The organism is Mycoplasmopsis edwardii (assembly GCF_900476105.1).
GTDB classification, from domain to species: domain Bacteria; phylum Bacillota_I; class Bacilli_A; order Mycoplasmatales; family Metamycoplasmataceae; genus Mycoplasmopsis; species Mycoplasmopsis edwardii.
Genome location: NZ_LS991951.1, coordinates 642,914 through 663,718, shown reverse-complemented (window position 1 = coordinate 663,718; position 20,805 = coordinate 642,914). Strand labels below are relative to the sequence as shown.

At 27.9% G+C, this 20,805-nt stretch carries 13 protein-coding genes; 10 read left to right on the top strand and 3 right to left on the bottom strand.

Going from position 1 to position 20,805, the window contains the following annotated elements; genetic code table 4:
• Positions 1–16 precede the first annotated feature (16 nt).
• Positions 17–2,425, top strand: coding sequence for a PTS transporter subunit IIABC (locus D2846_RS02765; protein ID WP_117275607.1), 2,409 nt, complete (start codon positions 17–19; stop codon positions 2,423–2,425).
• A 77-nt stretch (positions 2,426–2,502) separates the two neighbouring features.
• Here the strand turns inward: D2846_RS02765 and topA are convergent, their stop codons facing one another.
• Positions 2,503–4,332 (bottom strand): type I DNA topoisomerase, encoded by a 1,830-nt coding sequence (gene topA / locus D2846_RS02760; protein ID WP_117275605.1) that lies wholly within the window; start codon positions 4,330–4,332, stop codon positions 2,503–2,505.
• A 232-nt stretch (positions 4,333–4,564) separates the two neighbouring features.
• On the opposite strand from topA, the gene rpsF reads away from it, so the two are divergent.
• The 9 genes from rpsF to D2846_RS02720 all read left to right on the top strand — a co-directional run bounded on the left by rpsF (position 4,565) and on the right by D2846_RS02720 (position 18,113).
• Complete coding sequence (gene rpsF, locus D2846_RS02755) at positions 4,565–4,987, top strand: 30S ribosomal protein S6 (protein ID WP_117275603.1); 423 nt, start codon at positions 4,565–4,567, stop codon at positions 4,985–4,987.
• A 29-nt stretch (positions 4,988–5,016) separates the two neighbouring features.
• Positions 5,017–5,487: a single-stranded DNA-binding protein gene (locus tag D2846_RS02750; protein WP_117275601.1), complete on the top strand. Its 471-nt coding sequence runs from the start codon at positions 5,017–5,019 to the stop codon at positions 5,485–5,487.
• A 60-nt stretch (positions 5,488–5,547) separates the two neighbouring features.
• Positions 5,548–5,808, top strand: a complete 261-nt coding sequence (gene rpsR, locus D2846_RS02745) for a 30S ribosomal protein S18 (protein ID WP_117275599.1) — start codon at positions 5,548–5,550, stop codon at positions 5,806–5,808.
• Between the two features lie 49 nt (positions 5,809–5,857).
• Positions 5,858–6,010 carry a hypothetical protein gene (locus tag D2846_RS03550; RefSeq protein ID WP_170128427.1) on the top strand — a complete coding sequence of 51 codons (153 nt, stop codon included), beginning with the start codon at positions 5,858–5,860 and terminating at the stop codon, positions 6,008–6,010.
• Between the two features lie 26 nt (positions 6,011–6,036).
• Positions 6,037–7,413: an ABC transporter ATP-binding protein gene (locus tag D2846_RS02740; protein ID WP_117275596.1), complete on the top strand. Its 1,377-nt coding sequence runs from the start codon at positions 6,037–6,039 to the stop codon at positions 7,411–7,413.
• Positions 7,397–8,230: an ABC transporter permease gene (locus tag D2846_RS02735; RefSeq protein ID WP_117275595.1), complete on the top strand. Its 834-nt coding sequence runs from the start codon at positions 7,397–7,399 to the stop codon at positions 8,228–8,230. The genes D2846_RS02740 and D2846_RS02735 overlap by 17 nt, the downstream gene beginning before the upstream one ends.
• On the top strand, positions 8,223–9,008 hold the full coding sequence (locus tag D2846_RS02730; RefSeq protein WP_117275594.1) for an ABC transporter permease: 786 nt from the start codon (positions 8,223–8,225) through the stop codon (positions 9,006–9,008). The genes D2846_RS02735 and D2846_RS02730 overlap by 8 nt, the downstream gene beginning before the upstream one ends.
• Entirely contained in the window at positions 9,008–11,098 is a 2,091-nt protein-coding gene (locus tag D2846_RS02725; protein WP_117275593.1) for a hypothetical protein, read from the top strand. Before D2846_RS02730 ends, D2846_RS02725 begins: the two co-directional genes overlap by 1 nt.
• Positions 11,099–11,360: 262 nt before the next feature.
• Positions 11,361–18,113, top strand: coding sequence for a coiled-coil domain-containing protein (locus D2846_RS02720; protein WP_117275592.1), 6,753 nt, complete (start codon positions 11,361–11,363; stop codon positions 18,111–18,113).
• Positions 18,114–18,209: 96 nt separating this feature from the next.
• On the opposite strand, the gene D2846_RS02715 is transcribed toward D2846_RS02720, so the two are convergent.
• Positions 18,210–19,433 carry a coiled-coil domain-containing protein gene (locus tag D2846_RS02715; RefSeq protein ID WP_117275591.1) on the bottom strand — a complete coding sequence of 408 codons (1,224 nt, stop codon included), beginning with the start codon at positions 19,431–19,433 and terminating at the stop codon, positions 18,210–18,212.
• 111 nt (positions 19,434–19,544) lie between these two features.
• On the bottom strand, positions 19,545–20,729 hold the full coding sequence (locus D2846_RS02710; protein ID WP_117275590.1) for a hypothetical protein: 1,185 nt from the start codon (positions 20,727–20,729) through the stop codon (positions 19,545–19,547).
• Between the last annotated feature and the right edge of the window lie 76 nt (positions 20,730–20,805).

The following is a 20,805-nucleotide window of genomic DNA, read 5'->3' as shown; positions in this document are numbered from 1 at the left end:
AATTTGAAAGGAGAGTATGTTTTCTATTAGTAAAAAACACTCTATTGAGAAAAAAGAGAAAAAGTTAAATAATAGTAATTCAGGAAGACTTAGAAGAGTTTTATCTAAAATTTCTGGTGCTTTTATGTTACCGATTTCTGTTATGTCAATAGCTGGGTTATTTCTAGGTGTTGGTGCTGCTGTTGCAGGAATTGATTCTACAAATACAGCTTTAGTAACATTTGGACATTTCATTAAAGCATTAGGTGATCCTGTATTTGCTGCATTACCATTATTATTTGCTATTGCTTTTGTTATAGCATTTACTGATGAAGCAGGAATTGCCGTTTTTGCTACAGTTATTGGTTACTTAGTCTTTTCAGCTATTCAATCTGTCTTTATACAACCAGTATATTCAGATACAGAAAAAACTAATTTATCAGGTTATACTATTTTATTTGAAGAAGGCGGAAGAAATCACGCTTCACTTAAAAGTACAGTTGGACTGACATTAGGAATTAGAACTTTACAAACTTCTGTTTTTGGTGGTATTTCAGTTGGTTTAATCGTTCAATACTTATACAAAAAATTCCACACAATTAAATTACCTCAAGTGATTTCATTCTTTGGTGGTAAAAGATTCGTATCTATTATTACCATCCCAACAATGGCTGCATTAGCTTTTGTATTCTTATTATTCTGACCATGAATCGGAGTTGGATTAAACGCATTTGGTAATGCATTAAATAAAGCTCCATATGGATTAGAATCATTTGTATTTGGATTTATTGAAAGATCATTAATTCCATTTGGATTGCACCATGCGTTTTATGCACCATTATGATATTCTAATGCTGGAGGAAATGTTGGTGTTGCTGTTTTAGAATTTGTTAATCAACCAGGTATTAAGGCTGGAGATTCATTAAATGCTTTAGTTGAAGCTATTAAACTTGAAGGAAACAAATTTGTTGGAGATTCAACTGCAGCATTATCATTATTGAAATTCGCTAACACAATTGAATGAACAGATGGAGATGGTGTAAAACATTCAGCTCCATTATTTGAATTCATTCAAAATGTTGGTGTTAAATTAGGTAGATTCACAGACGGTAAATTCTCATTTATGATCTTTGGATTACCAGCAGCAGGACTTGCTATGGTTATGGCTGCTCCGAAAGAAACACGTAAAATTGCTTTTGGTACAGTTTTACCAGCGGCAATTACTTCATTAACAACAGGTGTTACAGAACCAATTGAATTTACATTCTTATTCTTGGCGCCATACTTATTCTGAGGATTCCACGCTATTATGTGTGCTTTCTCATTTATGTTTGCAAACTTATTAAGTGTGCATGTTCCACAAGCGTTCTCAGGTGGATTATTAGATTTATTACTTTACGGAATTATTCCTTTTGCTAAAGGGACAAACTTCTACTGAACATTAGTTATTGGTCTTGGATATGCTCCAATTTACTTCTTTGTTTTCTACTTTGTAATTAAATGAAAAGATTTAGCTACTCCAGGTAGAGGTGGAAATGTTAAGTTATTTAGTAAAGCAGACTTTATTAATAAAAATAATTATGAAGCAAGTACTGAAGATGAATTTAAAGACTTAGACAAACAAGCATTAGCAATTGTTCAAGGATACGGTGGTATTGATAATATCGTTGCATTTAACAACTGTGCTTCAAGATTAAGATACGACATTAAGGATGCTTCTAAAGTTGATCAAGAAGCGCTAAAAAATGCAGGTGCAGTAGCAGTTAAATTCGAAGGAAATACTCATGCACAAGCAATCTTAGGTCCTTCAGCTGAACAAGTTAATGCGAAAATTAAGTCACAAAGAGACTTAATTGCTAAATGAGAAGAAGCAAATAAAACTTCAACAAAACCTGTTGTTGAAGAAAAACCACTTGTCGAAGCAGAAATCAAAAATGAAACTCAAGAACAAAAAAGTGAAGATACAATAATTGATAAAAGAGTTGTAAAAGTCCAAACTGTTGCTATAGGTGATATTATTAACTTAGAAGAACTTAAAGATGATGTTTTTTCAGCTAGATTAATGGGGGATGGTTTTGCAATCAAATTCCAATCTGAAAAAGTTGGTAATGTTTATGCACCTGTTTCAGGTGAAATTACAATGGTTTATCCATCAAAACACGCTTACGGTATCGAAACAAAAGAAGGTGCTAAAGTTTTAGTTCACATTGGTATTGATACAGTTAAACTTGATGGTAAAGGATTCAAGAGTTATGTTCAAGAAGGAACAAGAGTTAAAGCTGGTGATAAATTAGCTTCAGTTGACTTAGGACTTCTTAAGAAAAATAAAATCAAATCTGATGTTGTTGTAATTATTTTAAACGAAGGTTCAAAAAACCAATTTACACTTGAGGAAGGTAAAAACAAAGCTTACACAAAATCAGAACTAATCGGAAAAATTAGATAATTTTAGCAAAGGCATCACGCCTTTGTTTTTTAACTTTAATATAAAATCCCACTAGCTTTAAGTTAATGGGATTTTGTTTATTCTTGAATTTCTTCTTGTCCTTCTTCGACATAATTTTCAGTATGTTTACATTTAGGGAAGTTTTTACATCCAATGAATTTTTGACCTTTTTTATTATTTCTAATTAATAAAACACCATTACATGCAGGGCAAGCTCTTTCAAGTTCAGGAGCTGAGAATTGATAAACATTAATTTTACCTAATGCGTCTTTAACTTCTTCTTGAAATCTATTTCAAAAGTCTTCTAAAACCACATTTTTTGATAATTCATTATCAGCAATTTTATCTAATTCTTCTTCAACTTTAGCTGTGTATGATTCATTAATAATATTCGGGAATCCTGCAATTAATGAATCACATAAAGCAATACCAAATTCAGTTGGAATTAATTGCGATGATTCATTAACAACGAATTTTCTATCTTTAATAATTTTAACTGTTGTAGCGAATGTAGAAGGTCTACCAACTTTAATATTATCAAGCATTTCAATTAATGAACCTTCATTATATCTTGGCACAGGCTTTGTTTCATGATCTTCAAAGTTAAAACTTTCTACATTAACTAATTGATCCTTTTGATAATTTGGATCAATTTTCTCTGATTCATATCCAGTTACAACATAGTACCCGTCAAAAACAACTTTTGAGAAAGATTGTTTAAATAAGTACTCACCTGTTTGAAATTCATAAGCTTTACTTTCTCTTACTGGTTGAGTTATTAAAGCCATTAAAGTGTTTTCATAAATTAATTTATATACTTTAAGATCTTGCTCACTCATTTCTGGGTATTTTTGAGCTGCTTTTTCTGGTGTTAAGTAAACATCTGTAGGTCTAATAGCTTCATGGGCATCTTGATCACCACTAAATCCTTTAATTTCAGAAGCTATATATTCTTGGCCTCATTTATTATTAATATATTTATGTGCTTGATTAATAAAATCTTGAGATAATCTTGTACTATCAGTTCTTGGGTAACTAATTAAACCGCCATCTCCAAAACCTTCGTAAAGTTTTTGTAAGATAACTTGAGTAGAAGATGAACTAAATGGACTCTTTTTATATAATACAGATTGTTTAAAAGGTGTGATTGCTGAAACTTTTCTTCTTGAAACAGTTACATCAGTAACTTTTAATTCTTTTTTAGCTGTCTCAAAGTATTTTTTAACCTTATCAACTTCTTCGCTTAAAATTCAATCTTTTCTATCAGTTACATTTGGATTGAAGTAGTATGCTAAAGTTTCATTATTTACAAGTTTTGCATTTAATTTAAAGTATTTTTCAGGAACAAAGGCTTGAATTTCTCTTTCTCTATCAACCACTAGTTTTAAAGCAATTGATTGCACTCTACCTGCTGTTGGAATACCTGGAGCATTTTTGAATTTTAATTTCATTAAGTTACTTAATCTAAAACCAATAATTCTATCAAGCATTCTACGTGATTTTTGAGCGTTAACTAAACCTTCATTTAAATCCCCTGGATTACTTATAGCTCTTAAAATAGCATCTTTTGTAATCTCGTTGTACTTAATTCTATAATAGTTTTTTAATTTAAAGTAAGATACTAAATGTTGACCGATTCCTTCACCTTCACGGTCAGGGTCAGTTGCAATATAAACATTGTCAACGTCTTTTAAAGCTTCCTTAATATCATTAACAACTTTTCTTTTTGTTGAATCTAAAGAATACTTTGGTTCTCATTCTTGTAAATCTATTCCTAAACCATATTCTCCATCAGTTTTCATCTTTAAGAAGTGACCAACTGAGGCGATAACATTGAAGTCATCACCTAAATATTTTTTAATTGTAGAAACCTTGTTTGGAGACTCGACTATTACTAAGTTTTTCATGTTGATAAATATACATTATTTTATGGGATTTGAGTAGAAATTTTCAAAATTCTATATAAATATTATTAATATTTATTATTTTTTCACAAATACTAGGAAAAAAAGTCTGCAATTTCGCATTTGGTTTTTTAGGTTTAGGTATTATAATTAATCATGAGTATATATATTAAATACTCCTTAGCTATTTAAATAAAAATTCCGTCAAATAGCTCAGTAGACCATAAGGAGAAAAATGAACAAATACGAAATTATGATGATTGTTAGCCCAAAAGCTGATGTTAAAGTTGCTTTTGACTTATTATCTGAAGTTTTTGGAAAAGGTGTTTCAAAAGCTGAAAAATTAGAAAACAATCGTCTTGCATACGAAATTAACAAATCAGAATTTGGACAATATGTTTTAGCAAACGTTGAAACAAATGGTTCAAACATTGCTGAATTCACACGTCGTACAAACATTATCAAAGAAATTTGAAGAGCTTTAGTTATTAACTTAGATACAGAAAAAGGATTATCGTCTAAAAAAGCATCTAAGAAAGCTGTAAAACCAAAAAGAGTTTTCGAAAGAAAAGCTAAAGAAAATGCTGCTGAAACTTCATCAGAAAAACCTGTTAGAGCAAGAGCTCCAAGAGCTAAAAAATCTGAAGAAGCTAAATAGTTAATTAAAGATTTTAAGGAGAATTAGTTATGTTAAACAAAGTGATTTTAATCGGTAGAACAACTCAAGATATTGAATTAGCTTATACAAGTCAAGGTATCGCATATGGAAGAGTATCTTTAGCAGTAGATAGAAAAAGAAGTGCTAATGCACCAAGACAAACAGACTTTATTCAACTTGTTTTTTGAAGAGGCACAGCTGAATTCATGAAAAACTATATTAAAAAAGGTCACTTAATTTATGTTGAAGGTGAATTACATATCAACCAATTTACTAATAGAGATAATCAAGTTATAAAATCTACTGAAGTTACTGTTATGGAAATTAAGCTTTTAACTCCTAAGTCTTCAACAACCCAAAGAGTTGATTCAGACGCAGTGTTTAGAGCGCCTGAGCAACCAAGAAGCTCATATTTTCCACAACAACAAAACAATTCTCAAGCACAATTACAAAATCGTCAATCAAATAGTCAAACATCTCAATTGCATGAAATTGATTAATTATCATATTCTGAAGATAATTCTGGATTATTTGAAACCGACGATAATTAAGGAGATAAAATGTCATACATTAAACGTAAAAAAGCTTTTACAGGAAGAAAAAAAGTTTGCTACTTCTGTGAAGAAAACATTCAATACATTGATTACAAAAACACAGAATTATTAAACAAATACATTTCAGCAACAGGGCAAATTAAAGCTAAAAGTGTTTCAGGAACATGTGCAAAACACCAAAGAAAAGTTGCAACAGCTGTAAAAAGAGCAAGATTCATTGCTTTAATGCCTTTCACAATCGTTCGTACACGTACAATGTCAAAATAATAAAAAGTCGCGTTAGCGATTTTTTTATTTTTTTATATAATTTACACTAATGAAAAAGAAGCTATTATTTATTCAAATTTTGTTTATTAAAAATATATTAAATATTTTTACAGATTTAGAATATCCGACAGTTCCTTACAGTGTTGAAGAATACTGTGAGAATCTTTTTGATACAGTCTCCCCTTATGCTTTTGCTAATTAGAAAACAATAGAGAGGAGAAATTATTTATGAATTCAAATAAAAAGAATTTAAAACATATTATTGAACTTAAAAACATCGTTAAAACTTTTGATAATAAAACAGTTTTAAACGATATTGATTTAAAAATTAATAGAGGTGAATTTGTTACCTTATTAGGACCATCAGGTTCAGGAAAAACAACAATTTTAAGATTAATTGGTGGTTTTGAATGAGCTACTCGTGGTGAAATTAAATTTAATGGTAGAGATATCAAAGACTTATCTCCACACAAAAGAAATGTTTCAACTATTTTCCAAGATTATGCTTTATTCCCTCATTTAAATGTTGAAGGAAACATTTTATATGGTTTAAAAATAAAAAGAGTTCCACGTGAAGAAATTAACCAAAAATATGTTTCATTATTAGAAAATAAAAAGGCAAGATGAGAATTAAAAGCAAAACAAGAAATGAAAAAACTTGATGACATTCAAGATAAATACATTAAAGAACTTGAAACATTAAAACCAGGAACATACCAATACAACAAACGTCAAAGATGACTTGATGATTCAGACTTTAAATACTCATACTGAGAAAACTTCGTTGAATTAAAAACACAAGACTTTGAAAATAAATACTTCAAACGTAAAATGACTAAAGATGAGTTAAAGGAAAAAGTTAAAAGAATTATTGACATTGTTGGACTTTCAGGAAATGAAACTAAAGCAATTAGTGAGCTTTCAGGTGGTATGAAACAACGTGTTGCATTAGCTAGAAGCTTAGTTATCGAACCAGAAATATTATTATTAGATGAACCACTTAGTGCTTTAGATGCTAAAATTAGACAAAAAATGCAAGTTCTTTTAAGATCAGTTCAACAAGAACTTGGTTTAACATTCATTTTTGTTACACATGACCAAGATGAAGCTCTTGAACTTTCAGATAGAATTGCTATCATGCGTGATGGTATTATTGAACAATATGACACACCTAAAAATATTTATGACTACCCAGTTAATATCTGAGTAGCTAAATTCATTGGAGACTCAAACATTTTCAACGGTAAAATTGTAGAAGATGGAAACGTTAAATTATTTGGTAGAGAATACAAAACAGTTCATGAAGAAGAAGAATTCGAAATTGGAACTGAAGTTGACGTTTTAATTAGACCTGAAGATATTGATATCACAAGTACAAACACAATGAGAGAAGGTAAAATCGTTGGTAATGTTAAAGAAATTTCATACCGTGGAAGTTACTACTATTTAACAATTGAATCAGATGAAGGAAATATTTTTCACGTAGAAACTGCTAAGAAATTTGACCTTGATGAAGTTGTTTACTTAAGTTGAACAATTGACTCAATTCACTTAATGAAAAAAGATACAAAGTGAGATTATTCACAAAATGAATTCCAAAATTAAATCAATGTTAACATTTGATAAAAAGGCTTATCTTTTTATCCCGTATTTATTCTTAGCAATATTTCTTATTATCTTACCAATATTAATGATTGTTATTAGTGCGTTTTCGACAAAAGATTTTGACGCATATGTATTAGTGAAAGATTCAAACACTTGAAATATCATCGGTAGATCATTATGAATAGGTATTGTTTCTGCTTTACTTTGTTTAATAATTGGTTTCCCATATGCATATTTTGTTTCAACATCAAAATCAAAATTATTTAAAATATTTGCCTTAAGTTTAATGATTAGTCCTTTAGCAATTTTTACAGTTGCGCGTATTTACTCAATCAAAGGACTTGCATTAGCTATTTTTGCTACTAATCCTAAATCATTAAACAACGAATTATTCATCATTTTCGGTTTAACATACTTAAACATTCCGTTAATGGTTATGCCTTTATACACAGTGTTTAAAGATATGCCTAAAAACATCATTGAAGCTAGCCATGACCTTGGATTTGGAAATGTTGAAACAATCTTCAAAGTTGTTATTCCATATGGAACAAAAGCGATTTTAAGTGGGTTAGGAATTATCTTCTTATCAAGTGCTACAACCTTTATTGTTAGTGCTAAGTTACTTCCAGATGGTTCACAAAATCAATTAATTGGTATTGTAATTAACTCAAAAATCAACCCAGGAAACAAATATGACTTAAGTAGTGGTTCAATGCTTGTTATTGTTGTTTCAGCAATCTTCATTGGTATTTACTCATTATTATTAATTGTTCCAAAAATTATTTTCAAACTTAAGAAAGGAGCTCACTATGAGTAAGTTCACTAATTTCTTAAGAAAAAGTTATATTTACCTAATTTTAGGTTTCGTTTATGTCCCACTTGTATTTGGTGTTGTTTTCAGTTTTAACAAACCCACACCAAAAGGTGAAGCTAACTCAACTTGAACAGGCGGTACATTATTAAACTGAAAAACTTTTCTTAATGCTGGTAGAGATTTAAGTTTGGTTAACACATTATTACTTGCTTTAATTGTAAGTACTTTAGTTATTATTTTGAGTTTAATTACAGTTTATGCTGTTTATAGACAAAAAAACAAATTATTAAAAACAACATTATCAACAACTTCAAACATTCCATTAATTAACCCAGATAACATTACAGCTATTGGTTTAGTATTGGTATTCAGTGCATTTTTCGGAATTGTTTCAGTTGATGACGAAGGGTTTGGGCGTGTTATAGTAGGTCACACAATTATGACACTTCCATATGGTATTTTATTAATGCTCCCTAGAAGTGAAAAATTCAATAACAACTTATATGAGGCTTCTCAAGACTTAGGTTACTCAAAATTCAGATCATGAGTAAGAACTTACTTAGTTTACATGATCCCATCTATAATCACTGTTCTAGTTGTTAGTTCAGTATTCAGTTTTGATGATTTTATTATCACAAGAACCGTTTCAAACACATCTACACTTGGTACAAAATTATATGAAGGAGCATTTGAACCTTGAGGATTAGTTCTTGGTTCAATTGTGCTATTTATAGTATTGATTTCTAATATTGCATATGCAATATACAAATCAAAAAGATAATGAAAAAACTTTTTAAAAATTTTAAAAATAAAATTTTATTAAGTGTAGGTATTTTATCTGGTTTAAGTTTATTAACATGATTAGTTAGTGTTAAAGTAACTTCTAAATTTAAACCAAGCTTTTATAACTATAAATCATACATGTCGGAAATTAATGTTGAAAAACTTAATGAAACATTCGACTACAAAGAATTTGATGAAATTAACCAATTCAGCAATGCTTTAATCAATAATAAAGCAGTTGCTGGAATTGGCTCAGAATTTTTAGCAACAGAATTAGTTAGAAAAAAACTAATTGGAAAAATTGATTATTCAAGCTTGTTAAATATTCCTGCTTTAGATGGAATGCTTGAATATGACAAATTAAAAAACATAATTAACTCAGATGAATATAAAGATTATTCAAATGAAATTAAATCTTCATTACAAAGACAATTTAATGAAGCTTCACAAAAAAGAGATTTAGCAAGAAAATTTGTTAAATTAACTTTAAGGGAAGAAATTTGAAATCATTTAAGCAAATATGAACTTAAAAATGGAAGCGAACTTTGAGAATACTTTTATCCATACTTCTCTCAAGATATGGTTATTGGATACAATATCAAGAAAGTTCCATTAAACAGTGAAGTAATTGATCCTACAACTGGGGGAATTAACTTTGCTAGTTACAAAGATAAATTTAAAAATGATGATATTAAAGATCCATATTCATTAATCAACATCTTAAAAATTATGACAGAAAATAACTACAATCAGTGATACATTACTGATGCAGTTAGAGATAACATGCTTTATGGTTCTTCATATTGACCATTGCCTGAAGGAAGAACTGACCAAAGATTTACAGGTAAAGTTTTAGATAGTAATGATAATGGAAACCAAAATTACAAGATTTTAATTGATGCCTTCTCAGATTTAATTAAAGATGGGACAGGATTTGATATTAAAAACAACAAACACATTTCATTTAAAGGTGATGGATTGGAAATCGTTAATGACTTAATTAACCCATCTCGTCCCGATGTTACAATAGCTATTATGTATAATGGTGATGCTATTGACTCATACTATGGTTCAGATAACTTTGAAGGAACTGTTGAAGACGGTGAAATTAGAGCTATTAAACCAAAAAATAACATTTTATTACTTGATGGTTTTGTTGTATCATCAGATGCTTCAAAAGATAATGCTAAAAAATACACCGCAGCAGTTTCTGAAACAATTTTTTCAGGTTCAAGAGATGTAATTGAAAGTTACAATGAACTTTTAGAAGCACATTTGATTGAAGATATTTCAAATGTTAATGAAAATACTGATAAATTCAATTATATTCAAACTAAAGTTTCACAAGAGAGAATTGCTAAAAACTGAAACATAATGAAAGAAAATCAATTAAACACTTTATTAGAAGAAAAAGAAATTGAAGACTACAAGCAAAAAACCGAAGCATTATCATCAAAATACACAAACTTAATTAATCTTAGCTTGTCCTCAAATAGTGAAAAATTCAGTAGATATTATGAGTTAAAAAATAAAAAAGCTCAAAACTTAGAATATGATACTGATCAAGAAATAAGTTTAATTCCATACTTCTTTAAAGAATATTTAGAAGCTAACTTTGATGATTTCTTATCAAACATTGCTTCAAACATCAAAAAAGAAGATTTTAACATTGAGTCATTATTAAGTGAAAACTTTGAACAAAATGTTTTTGTATACATGTTTATAGAAGATAAAGAATCTCTTAACGAACATTTAGGAGAATTAGAGCAAAGTGAAGTAAAAGAATTCATAACTTTATATTTAAGCAGAAAACTTGCCTTTATCGATTTATCAGATGATATTAACATAGGTGATAGATATAACTTTAATAATTTTAACTTTGTTAACTATGTTCCAACAGTAATATCAGACTATGAACAAATCTTACAAAATTATTTCCTTGATGTTTTTGAAGGACATGATAAAAATGCAATTTACTTATACGAAATTTCAAATGCAAACGGAGTTGTTCACGAAAATATTCAACCTGTTTCAGATGAGTTGCAAAGTAAATTAACAACATATTATTTTAATAAAACTAAGTCATAATTTATTTGAATTTATGTCTTATTAAACTTACTAGAACTGGCTATGTTATGCCAGTTCTTTTTTATATTTTTTAGAATATTTATAATTTTTTGCAAAAAAAAAAAAAAAATAATGTTTGAAAATGTCTATGAAAAAATTAACTTATAAGTATTTCTCATAATCATATAAGTATTTAAATTGGTTATATATAGGGTGTGATAAAAATTAACAAAATTTTGTTAAAATTTCCCAGAATATTAAGATATATAAAAGGAGGGGGAATATGGCTTCCCAAACAAAGGGTAAAGTTTTATTAGGTTTTGCTGCTACAACATTGGCTGCAACAACCGGGCTTGCAGCTTGAGTTTTATGAAAATCAGGTGACCATAGTTTAAAAAACTATGACAAGTCAGTAGAACTTGCAAAAAGATTAAATGAGCTTGTTATTGATAGAACAGAAGACGAAAGAGCTCAATTTAAAAAATTACTTAAATCAAAACCATCTTATGAAAACTTGAAGAAAATTCAAGATGAAATCAAAAAGTTGGCTGATAAAGAAAGAAAAGAACACAAAAGAATTTTTGAAAAAATCAACGAGATTCTTGATGAATCAGTTCGTAATGATTTACACAAAAGATTAAAAGATTCAACAACACATGTTCAGCGTGAACAAATTGAAAAAGATGCGGATCTTCAAATTGCTAAAGAATGAGAAGATAGACTTGCTAAAAAACGCGATTATGTGCAATCGATTATCGCGGATATTAAAGACGAAGCTAAAAAGCAAGAACTTTTAGAAAAATTAGCAAAACAAACAAAACATTCGCTAGAGTCATTACAAGAAATGGACAAAATTGCTATTGAAGCAAAAAAACAAGTAGCTAAAGAAACTGGTGATGAAATTGACCAAATAGCAGCTGATATGTTAGCTCTTGAATATCCAGGTGGAGTTACTGCTCCTGCTGTTTTAGCTATTCAAAATAAACTAAACAAAATTAAAGATTCTGATTTTTCAAATGCTAAAAAACTTGAAGAAGCACAAAAAATTAAAGATACATTCGATGCTCACAACGAGAAAATCAAAGAAGTTAAAGAAGCAATCAAAAAGCTTGATGCTTCAAAACACAAACAATTCAATTCATTATTAGATAATGCAAACTACTTATATGATAATGAAGAAAAAGTGCTTGAATTTGATGACATTCTTAAGAAAATTCAAGAAGAACAAATTAGACAATATGATGATTTCAAGGCTCAAATTGAAGCTTTAAAAAATTTAACAGACGCTGAAAAAGAAACATTTAAAAATTCTTTAAATGAAACTTCAAGTGTTGAAGATATTAAAAATAAATTAAAAGAAGCATATAAAAAAGATTTAGAAAACTTTATTAAGAATATGGATTACCCAGGTAAACCAGATTCTCAAGCACAAAATAATTTAATTAGCGGTTTAACTGATGATAAGTATGTTGACGAAATTGCTTACAAAAATGAACTTGACAGATTGAAAGAGTTAAATAAACTTGTTGACACTGCAAAAGAAAACCTTAAATCAATTAAAGGTGATAAAACCGAATTAAACAATAAATTTAATGAAGCAAATGATGAAGCGAAATTAAAAGCTTTATTAGTTGCTATTGAAGACGAAAGACTTAAAGAAGAAAGAGCAGCAAAACGTGCTGAACTTGATTCATACATCGATAGTTTACCATATCCAGATGGATCAACAAAAGCTAAAGATGACCTTAAAAAACTTTATGAAGCTGATTCTCTTGAAATGAGTGATTTAGTTGAAAAAGAAAAATATTTTAAAGAAACAATCGATCCAAAAGTTAGAGAAGCCAAAAATAAAATTGCTAAATTATCAACAGAAGATCAAGAAAAATTGAATGCAGAATTTAAAAATGCTGGTTCTGAAGAAAAACTGGATGCATTATTAGCTAAAATCAATGAAGCATTCAATAATTCTAAAGAAGCTCAAAAATCAGTTATTGATGAATTAACCCACTTAAGCCTTGAACAAAAAGAAGCTCTTAAAAACCAAATTGATAAGGCAACAGACTTTGCTGACGTCAAGAAAATAGTAGATAGAGCACAATTACTAGATAAGATTGAAGAAGCAAAATCTATAATTACTCCTGAAAGTTATGCATTAGACGAAAACCCAGAAGTAAAAGCTATTATTGATGAAACAATTAAATCATTGAAAAACCAAATTGAAGGTTTAACAGATGATCAAGTGGCAACTAAGAAAGCTGAATTAGATGAATTAAACAAAAAACTTAAAGAATACAAAAATCAAATCGAAGCTTTAACAGATAATGAAGTTAATAATCCTACTGAAACAAAAGTTGATTTAGCAAAAGAATTAGCAAAAATTTCTAACAAAGATCAATTCCCTAACCTTGATTTAGAAATTGCTAAAGCTAAACTTAAAAAAGTTGCTTCTGATTTAGATTATCCTGGTAAACCAAATAATGCAGCAATTAAAGAATTACAAGCACAAATCGAAGCAGTTACAACACAAGAACAACTTAATCAATTAGATGATAGAATTAAAAATGTTTTACCTAACAAAATAGCACAAGCTAAAGCTAAAATAGCAGAAGTTAGAGATAGCGAAACTACAACACGTAAACAAGATTTAAATAGACAGTTAGATGAAGCTGATACTGATGAAGAATTTGATGCTTTATTTAAAAATATAGAAAAATACAAAGCACAAGGTGATGAAGAATATTCAAATAAATTAAAAGAACGTTTAAAAGAACAAGCAGCTCGTTTACCATATCCTTCTACTAATGCAGCAGCAAAAACTGCATTAGAAAGAAGAATTGAAGCAGAAACTGATATTGCTGAACTTGAAAAATTACAAAATGAAACAATTCCTTCAATGCTTAACAAAATAAATGAGTTAAAAGAAGAAATTGCAAAACGTAGTCCAGAAAATATTACTAAGTTAAATGAAAAATTAAATAATGCTTCTACACCAGAAGAATTAGCAGCTATAGATGCTGAAATTACTAAAGCAATTAATGATGAAAAAGCAGCAATTGCGGCTAAGATTGATGCATTAGCACATTTAACACCAGAACAAAAAGATGCAGCTAAAGCTAAATTAGATAATAAAACATATTCTGAAATGGAAGATGTTTTAGAAAGAGCTAAGAGAGATAACTTATTAGGATTAGTAAATAAACTTGGTTACAATGATTCTGAAACTCTACCTGCTCCAGCTAGAACATCACTAAGAGGTGCAGTTGAAACAACACCTAAAAATGAATTAGATAGTAAGTTAACAGAATTAGAAGCTCTTAAAACAGCAATAGAAAATGAAAAAACTGAAATTGACCAAATCAATTACTCTTCTGACGATGCTGAAGGTAAAAATGATCTAAATGAAAGATTGAACAATTTAACTACATCTGCAGATGTTAGTTCATTAGTAAATCCATCAGAAATTAATAATAAATTATCTGTTTATAAAGAAATTATTAATGATGTTAACAACCCATTAAGCCCAACTCAAAAAAGTGATTTAATTAGTGACCTTGATAAATTACCTAAAAATGGTGCTGAAAGCGCATTACGTAAAGAAATTTTTAAAGAAAAAAGAAATGCCGTTAAAACAAAAATTAATGGATTAAGTAATTTATCTGATGAAAGAAAACAACAGCTAATATCTGAATTAGCAAGTTTTGAAGAACAAGATAAAACAAGCTCATTTGAAGATTTTAAAAATAAAGTGGATCAACTTTCTGCAAAATTATTAGAAGCTCAAAAAGAAGATTTAATTGCTAAAATTGCAAAAATTCCATTCACAAACAAAAGAAACAATAATGATGTAGCAGCAGGTGAAAATACTGAAGGTGAAAATGTTAGTCCAAATGCTTCAAGCGCATTGGAAGGATTAGTTAATTCAATTAATAGTCCTCAAACATATAAAACTCAAAAAGAATATATTGAACAGTACGAGAAAAATCTTATTGCTAAACAAATAGAAATTAATGAAATTAAAGACCAAAATGAAAAGGCAGCTTTATTAGCGGCTGCAGACAAAATTCAAGATAAAGATAGTTTCAATTCATTAGACACACCAATTGCAAAGGCTCTTGATAAAGACTTTATTGACACATTAAGTAATTTAACACAAGATGAAAAGAATGAGTTTAAAGACAAGTTAGCTAAACAAGATGATGAAACACTTCGTGAAAATATAAAACAACAAGCTCAAAACAAAAATGACCTTAAAGGTAAAAAAAATGAATTAAATGCTATTATTGATGCTATACCATATCCGAAACAAGATATGACTGCATATAATAGATCAATAAAACACCTTAAAGATGCAGTTGAAGCATTGGATGAAAATGCAAATTTTGAAAATGAAAAGAACAAACTTAATGGACTTAAAACTGCAGTAGATAATGCTGTAAAAGCATTACCTAATATCCCATATAATGATGAAGGATCAACAGATGAGGTTCCAGCTCTAAATACAATTAAAGCTAAAATAGATTCATTAACAGAAACTGCTGATGTTACATCATTATTAGGTGATGATTGAAATACAAAAGTCGCTAAATTGAAAAAGGTTATCAAGGATAACTTTGATGGTGCAGACGAAACAGCATTACTTACACAATTAAAAAACACTGTACCAAATTCGTTTACAGATAGTAATAATAAAGAATTAGACTTAAATACAGCTATTTTAGATAAAGTTAAAGAGAATGCTAAAGCAAAAGTTGCTGACATGCAATACTTATCTGATAAAACAGTACACAATAGTAATATTACTAATGTGGCATTAACTGAAGAAAATAACGATATTCAAGCTAACGGAATCGATGAAGTTAATAATAAGCTTTTAGATGCATACAAAGCAAACTTTACAAGTTTAATTGATTCTTTTGCATATCCAAAAGATGGAGAAAATGCATCATCATGAACTAATGATACAAGAAGTTTTTTCATCACCAATAACATTGATAACCTTACATCAAAATCAAATTTTACAAACTTAGACATAGAACTTACAAATATTAAAAACGCAGCTTCAGCATTAAGTAAAGAAATTTTAGGAGACACTGAAACTAATATTCGAGGTGTTCAAAACGAAGTAGCAAGAAACGAATTTAACAAACAATTCTTAGCAGCAAGAACTGTTCAAGATTTAAATACACTCAAAGAAAAAGTAGTGAATTACAAAAAACTAGAAGCTAAAATTCTAGCAATGACAGATTTTGCAAATGAAGGCGGAGATGAAAGAGAATCTAATGGAGCATTAGCTGAATTAAGAAATGAATTAACTAAAAAACTCGCTAATGCAACTACTGTTCAAGCTCAAAATGATTTATCTCCATTAATAGATGAAAATAAAAAATTAGTTGATAAACTTAGAAGAACTTTCCAAGGAGATATTTTAGCAGCTAAAAACTTCTTAACATCAGCTAAAGATAAATCAACAGTTGCAGATGTAACAAATGTCATAAATACAGTTCAACCATTTAAAAATGAATTGGCAAAATTCTGAACAACAAACAAAGGTAATATTTTAAGATCAAAAAGTTGAGGGAACAACTGACCATCAAATCCACCAAAATTCGTTTCATATAATGAATTAGTTCGTGAAATAAGAACAAAAGAATCTGCAGCAGCTCTTAAAAAAGCAGTTGATGTTGATGTTGAAAGATACAAAGAAATGATTTCATTAAATGAATATTCAAAAGAATCACACAGTTCAAATATTCCTGAAAATGTTAAACAATCATTATTATATAAAGCGTTACAAACACCATATAATCTTAATTTACCTACAAACGCAACTAATGAACAAATTAAAAACGCTGAAATTAAACAAATTAGAGATATCAAAAAATACTTTGGTAACCAAAGCGCTGATGCAGGTATCTATAAATCTGCTAAAGCAGCTTATGATTCTATTGTAGAGCCAAATAAATCATTGTTTACAGAAGAATTTAATAATATCGCAACTTCAAATAATGACCTTGATGTAACAATTAAAATCGATGCGTTCAAATTAAAAGCTACTGAATTTAATCAAGCATACCCAGGAACACAAAATTCATTAAATACATTTAAAACAACATATGGTGCAACACAAGAAGAAATTCAAACATTTGAAAGAGAGTTAAACTCTGCTTCAAACAAAACAACACTTGATGAATTAAAATCAAGAATTGATAGTGCAATTCAAGAAAAGAATGCCAAAAAAGCAAGAGATCTACAAATTGCAAGAGATGCTATTGGACAATTGCCACAAGGTAATACTAAAAAAACTGAATTAACTAATTCAATTAATAATGCAGAAAGTAACAATCAACTTTCAGAATCATTATTAACAAACGCAACAAGCCAAGCACAAACAGAAAAAGCAAATATTGATAATGCAAAAAACGCAGCCAACACAGCTGTTAATTCACTTCCAGAAGGAAATAATCTTAAGCGTTCTTTAAAAAATAAATTATTAAACGCGCCAAATACAAATGAAACAAATGAAGTTTCAAAACTAGATGAATTAGCTAGGCAAGCAAGAACAGAAAAACAAAATCTAGAAGCAAAGAGAATTGAAGCTCAAAATATATTAGATGGTTTAACTGAAAAAGAAGATTATCAAAATGAAATTAATAGCGCAAGAAATATTGATGAGCTTGATGAAATAATTAGAAGAATGCAAACTCCAAAAATTCTTGATAAGAGTGAAGCACAAAGATGAGCAAATTATATTTCTGCAACTGCAACTTCTTCTACTGTTTCTAGAGCACAATATTTACAATCAATTGAAAGAGCAACAACACAAAGCCAATTAGAACAAATAATAGGTCAAATTAGATCATACCTTGAGTCTTTTCCACGTAATGTAACAAGTGGAACCTTAAGTGGAATTTCAACAACACATAGGCACACATATGCGAGGTTAAAAGCTGAGTTCGACCGAACTTGAGATGAAGATAGATTAAATGAAATAAGAGAACAAGCAAGAAATGCAGTATACCAACCACCTGAATTCTAAAAAAATAATTTAATAAACTAAAAATCATACCGTTTTTTGGTGTGATTTTTAATTACAAAACCATAGTATAGAAATACTATACTATGGTTAAAATACCTAAATTTGAATACTGATCATTTGAATAAATTGATTTAATATTTGATCAGTTATTTTCTTTAATTTATCATATGATTTTTTGTAATTTGTTACTCTCGGTGCATTATTATAATTGGTATATGAATTACTAATATCAACTTCTGTAATAGGGCTAAAATTATCTAGCATTGTTTTTAAGCTTTTGATTTGATTTTTAATCATTATAATTTTTGTCTGTAATGAGTTTATTGTCTGGTCTTTTTCGTTTGATGTTTGTCTAAGTTTATTTAACTCCTGATTAATAATATTGATTCTATTATTAAGTTGTAATATATTTTCATCAAATGTCAATTTATTTGCTAACAATCTATTATTTTCTTCTGATTTTTTTCTTAACTTTTCAGTAAGATAGTTAATTGTATTATTGTTATTTGAGTTTTGATTATTAAGATTATTAATCTCGTTATTTTGATTGTTAATTTGATTATTTAAGTTATTAATTGAATTTTCCATTCTTGCAATAGTTTGATCTTTTTCATTAATTATAATCTCTAAATTATTAATCCTATTATTTAACGTTAGTGCTTCTGTCTCTAATTCTCTAACTTTATTCTCTTTTTCTTGTAATAAAAGATTAAGTCTTTCAATTTCTTTATCTTTTTTTAAAATTACATCACTTAAAATATTTATCTCATTATTTAACCAATCAATTGTTTCTTGCTTTTTATTTAATTCATTTTGCAATCTTTGATTTTCTTCTTTAAGATTATTATTTTCTTTTTTAAGTTCAACCATGTTGTTATTGAGTTGATCTATTTGTTTCTTGCTTAAATTGTTTTGTAATAACAATAAACTTATTTCTGTCTCTAACATATTTATTTTAACATTCTTATATTCAATTAAATTAAATATGAATTTAGATGCTGCAAATGTTTCGTTCTGAAGTTTATTTAATATATAAACTTTTTCATAAACTTCTTTTAATTTTCTTTCAATTTGTGTTATTTTAGAACTTATTTTATCCTTACTTCTTTTTAGTTCATTAATATCGTTTTCAATTAAAATAATCTCTTGTTCTATTTCGTTGATTCTTAATTCTTTTAATTCCTTATTGTTTTTATCTAAATCACCTATGTTAACTTCCTTTTTTAATATCTCTTTTTTTGTACTTAATGAAGCAATTTTTAAATTTTTAGCAATGATGCTATTTGAGATATCAAATATTTCTTGTTTATAATCTTTCAACTTAATTAACAAGTTATTATTAATCTTATAGCTATCGATTTTACTATTAAAATCTTTTATATATTGCTTTATTACTTTATTGTTTATTGCATCAGTTTGTTTAGCTATATATTAATTTAAGTTTAAAATAAAACTTAAGGTTTTTTCGAGTTTTTCTTCATCCTTAGTTACATTTAATGTGTTTATATTTGCAGCGTAATCTTTTTGCAACTGACTTTTTATTTCATTTATGTAAGTGCTTACTTCAACTGCAACACTCTTATTTTTATATATGTTCATTAAGGTTTCGATGTATGAGTTATACATTTTCTTATAATACTGATTAAAATACGAATTAAAATTAAAATATTTATCATCAAAATTATTAATATCTTTACTTAGCAAGTCAATAATTTTATTGATTTCTGATTTATAAAATTTAATGTTTTTATTTGCATTAAGAATAGTTTGATCAATGATATTTTGATTCGATTTAATTATTTCAATTGACTTATTAAGATTATCTTTTGTAACCTCAAGAATATTTAATTCATTAATTATAAATTCTGAATCATAACTATTAGTTAACTTAAAGTTATTAATAGTAGTATTAAACGTTTCTAAATTAATGATAAACTCATTTAAATGAGCCTCAACTTCATCATCATTTTCAACTGATTTTAAAACAAACTCATTTCAATTTTTAATACTTGATAAAATCAGATTAATGTTTTCTTTGTTTTTCAAACTATTAATTAATGTTTCATTATTTTGATAAAGTAAAAGTAATTCATCGAGTTTCTTGCTTAGATTTTCAATAAACGGATTAACCTCATTTTTTCAATGATTAAGTTTATGTTTAAGATCGTTTATATCACTATTACTTAATAAAAAATTATTTTTAAACTTAATAAATATTTGATCATTATTAATTTTATTAATTCCTTCACTTGTTAAAAAATTAAGATTATTATAAACTTCATTTACTAATTCATCATGTTTTAAATAAACTTCCTTTTTAATTTTAAAATTACTAATTTCAAGTTCATTTTCTGATAACTTATTAGTATAAAATTTCACCATTTCAGAATAGTCAAAATTTAATGAATTTAATTGTTTAGCACTAGCATTAATGCTTTTTGATATATTTTTTAAACTTTTTCGGACTTGATTTTTGTCAAGTTCTTTTTTAGTATATTGATTTCCAATTTGCTTACTTCTTGTTAATAAAGTTGTTATAACCGGAATGCTAGCCGCAGTACTTAACAACACAAAAGGAATAGCAAATTTAAATACATTTTTTGCTTTTTTATTCATTTTACCTCCCATTTTTAAGATAAAAATAAGTCATAGAAGGATTAAAAATGAACTAATTATATGAAACCAAAATTAG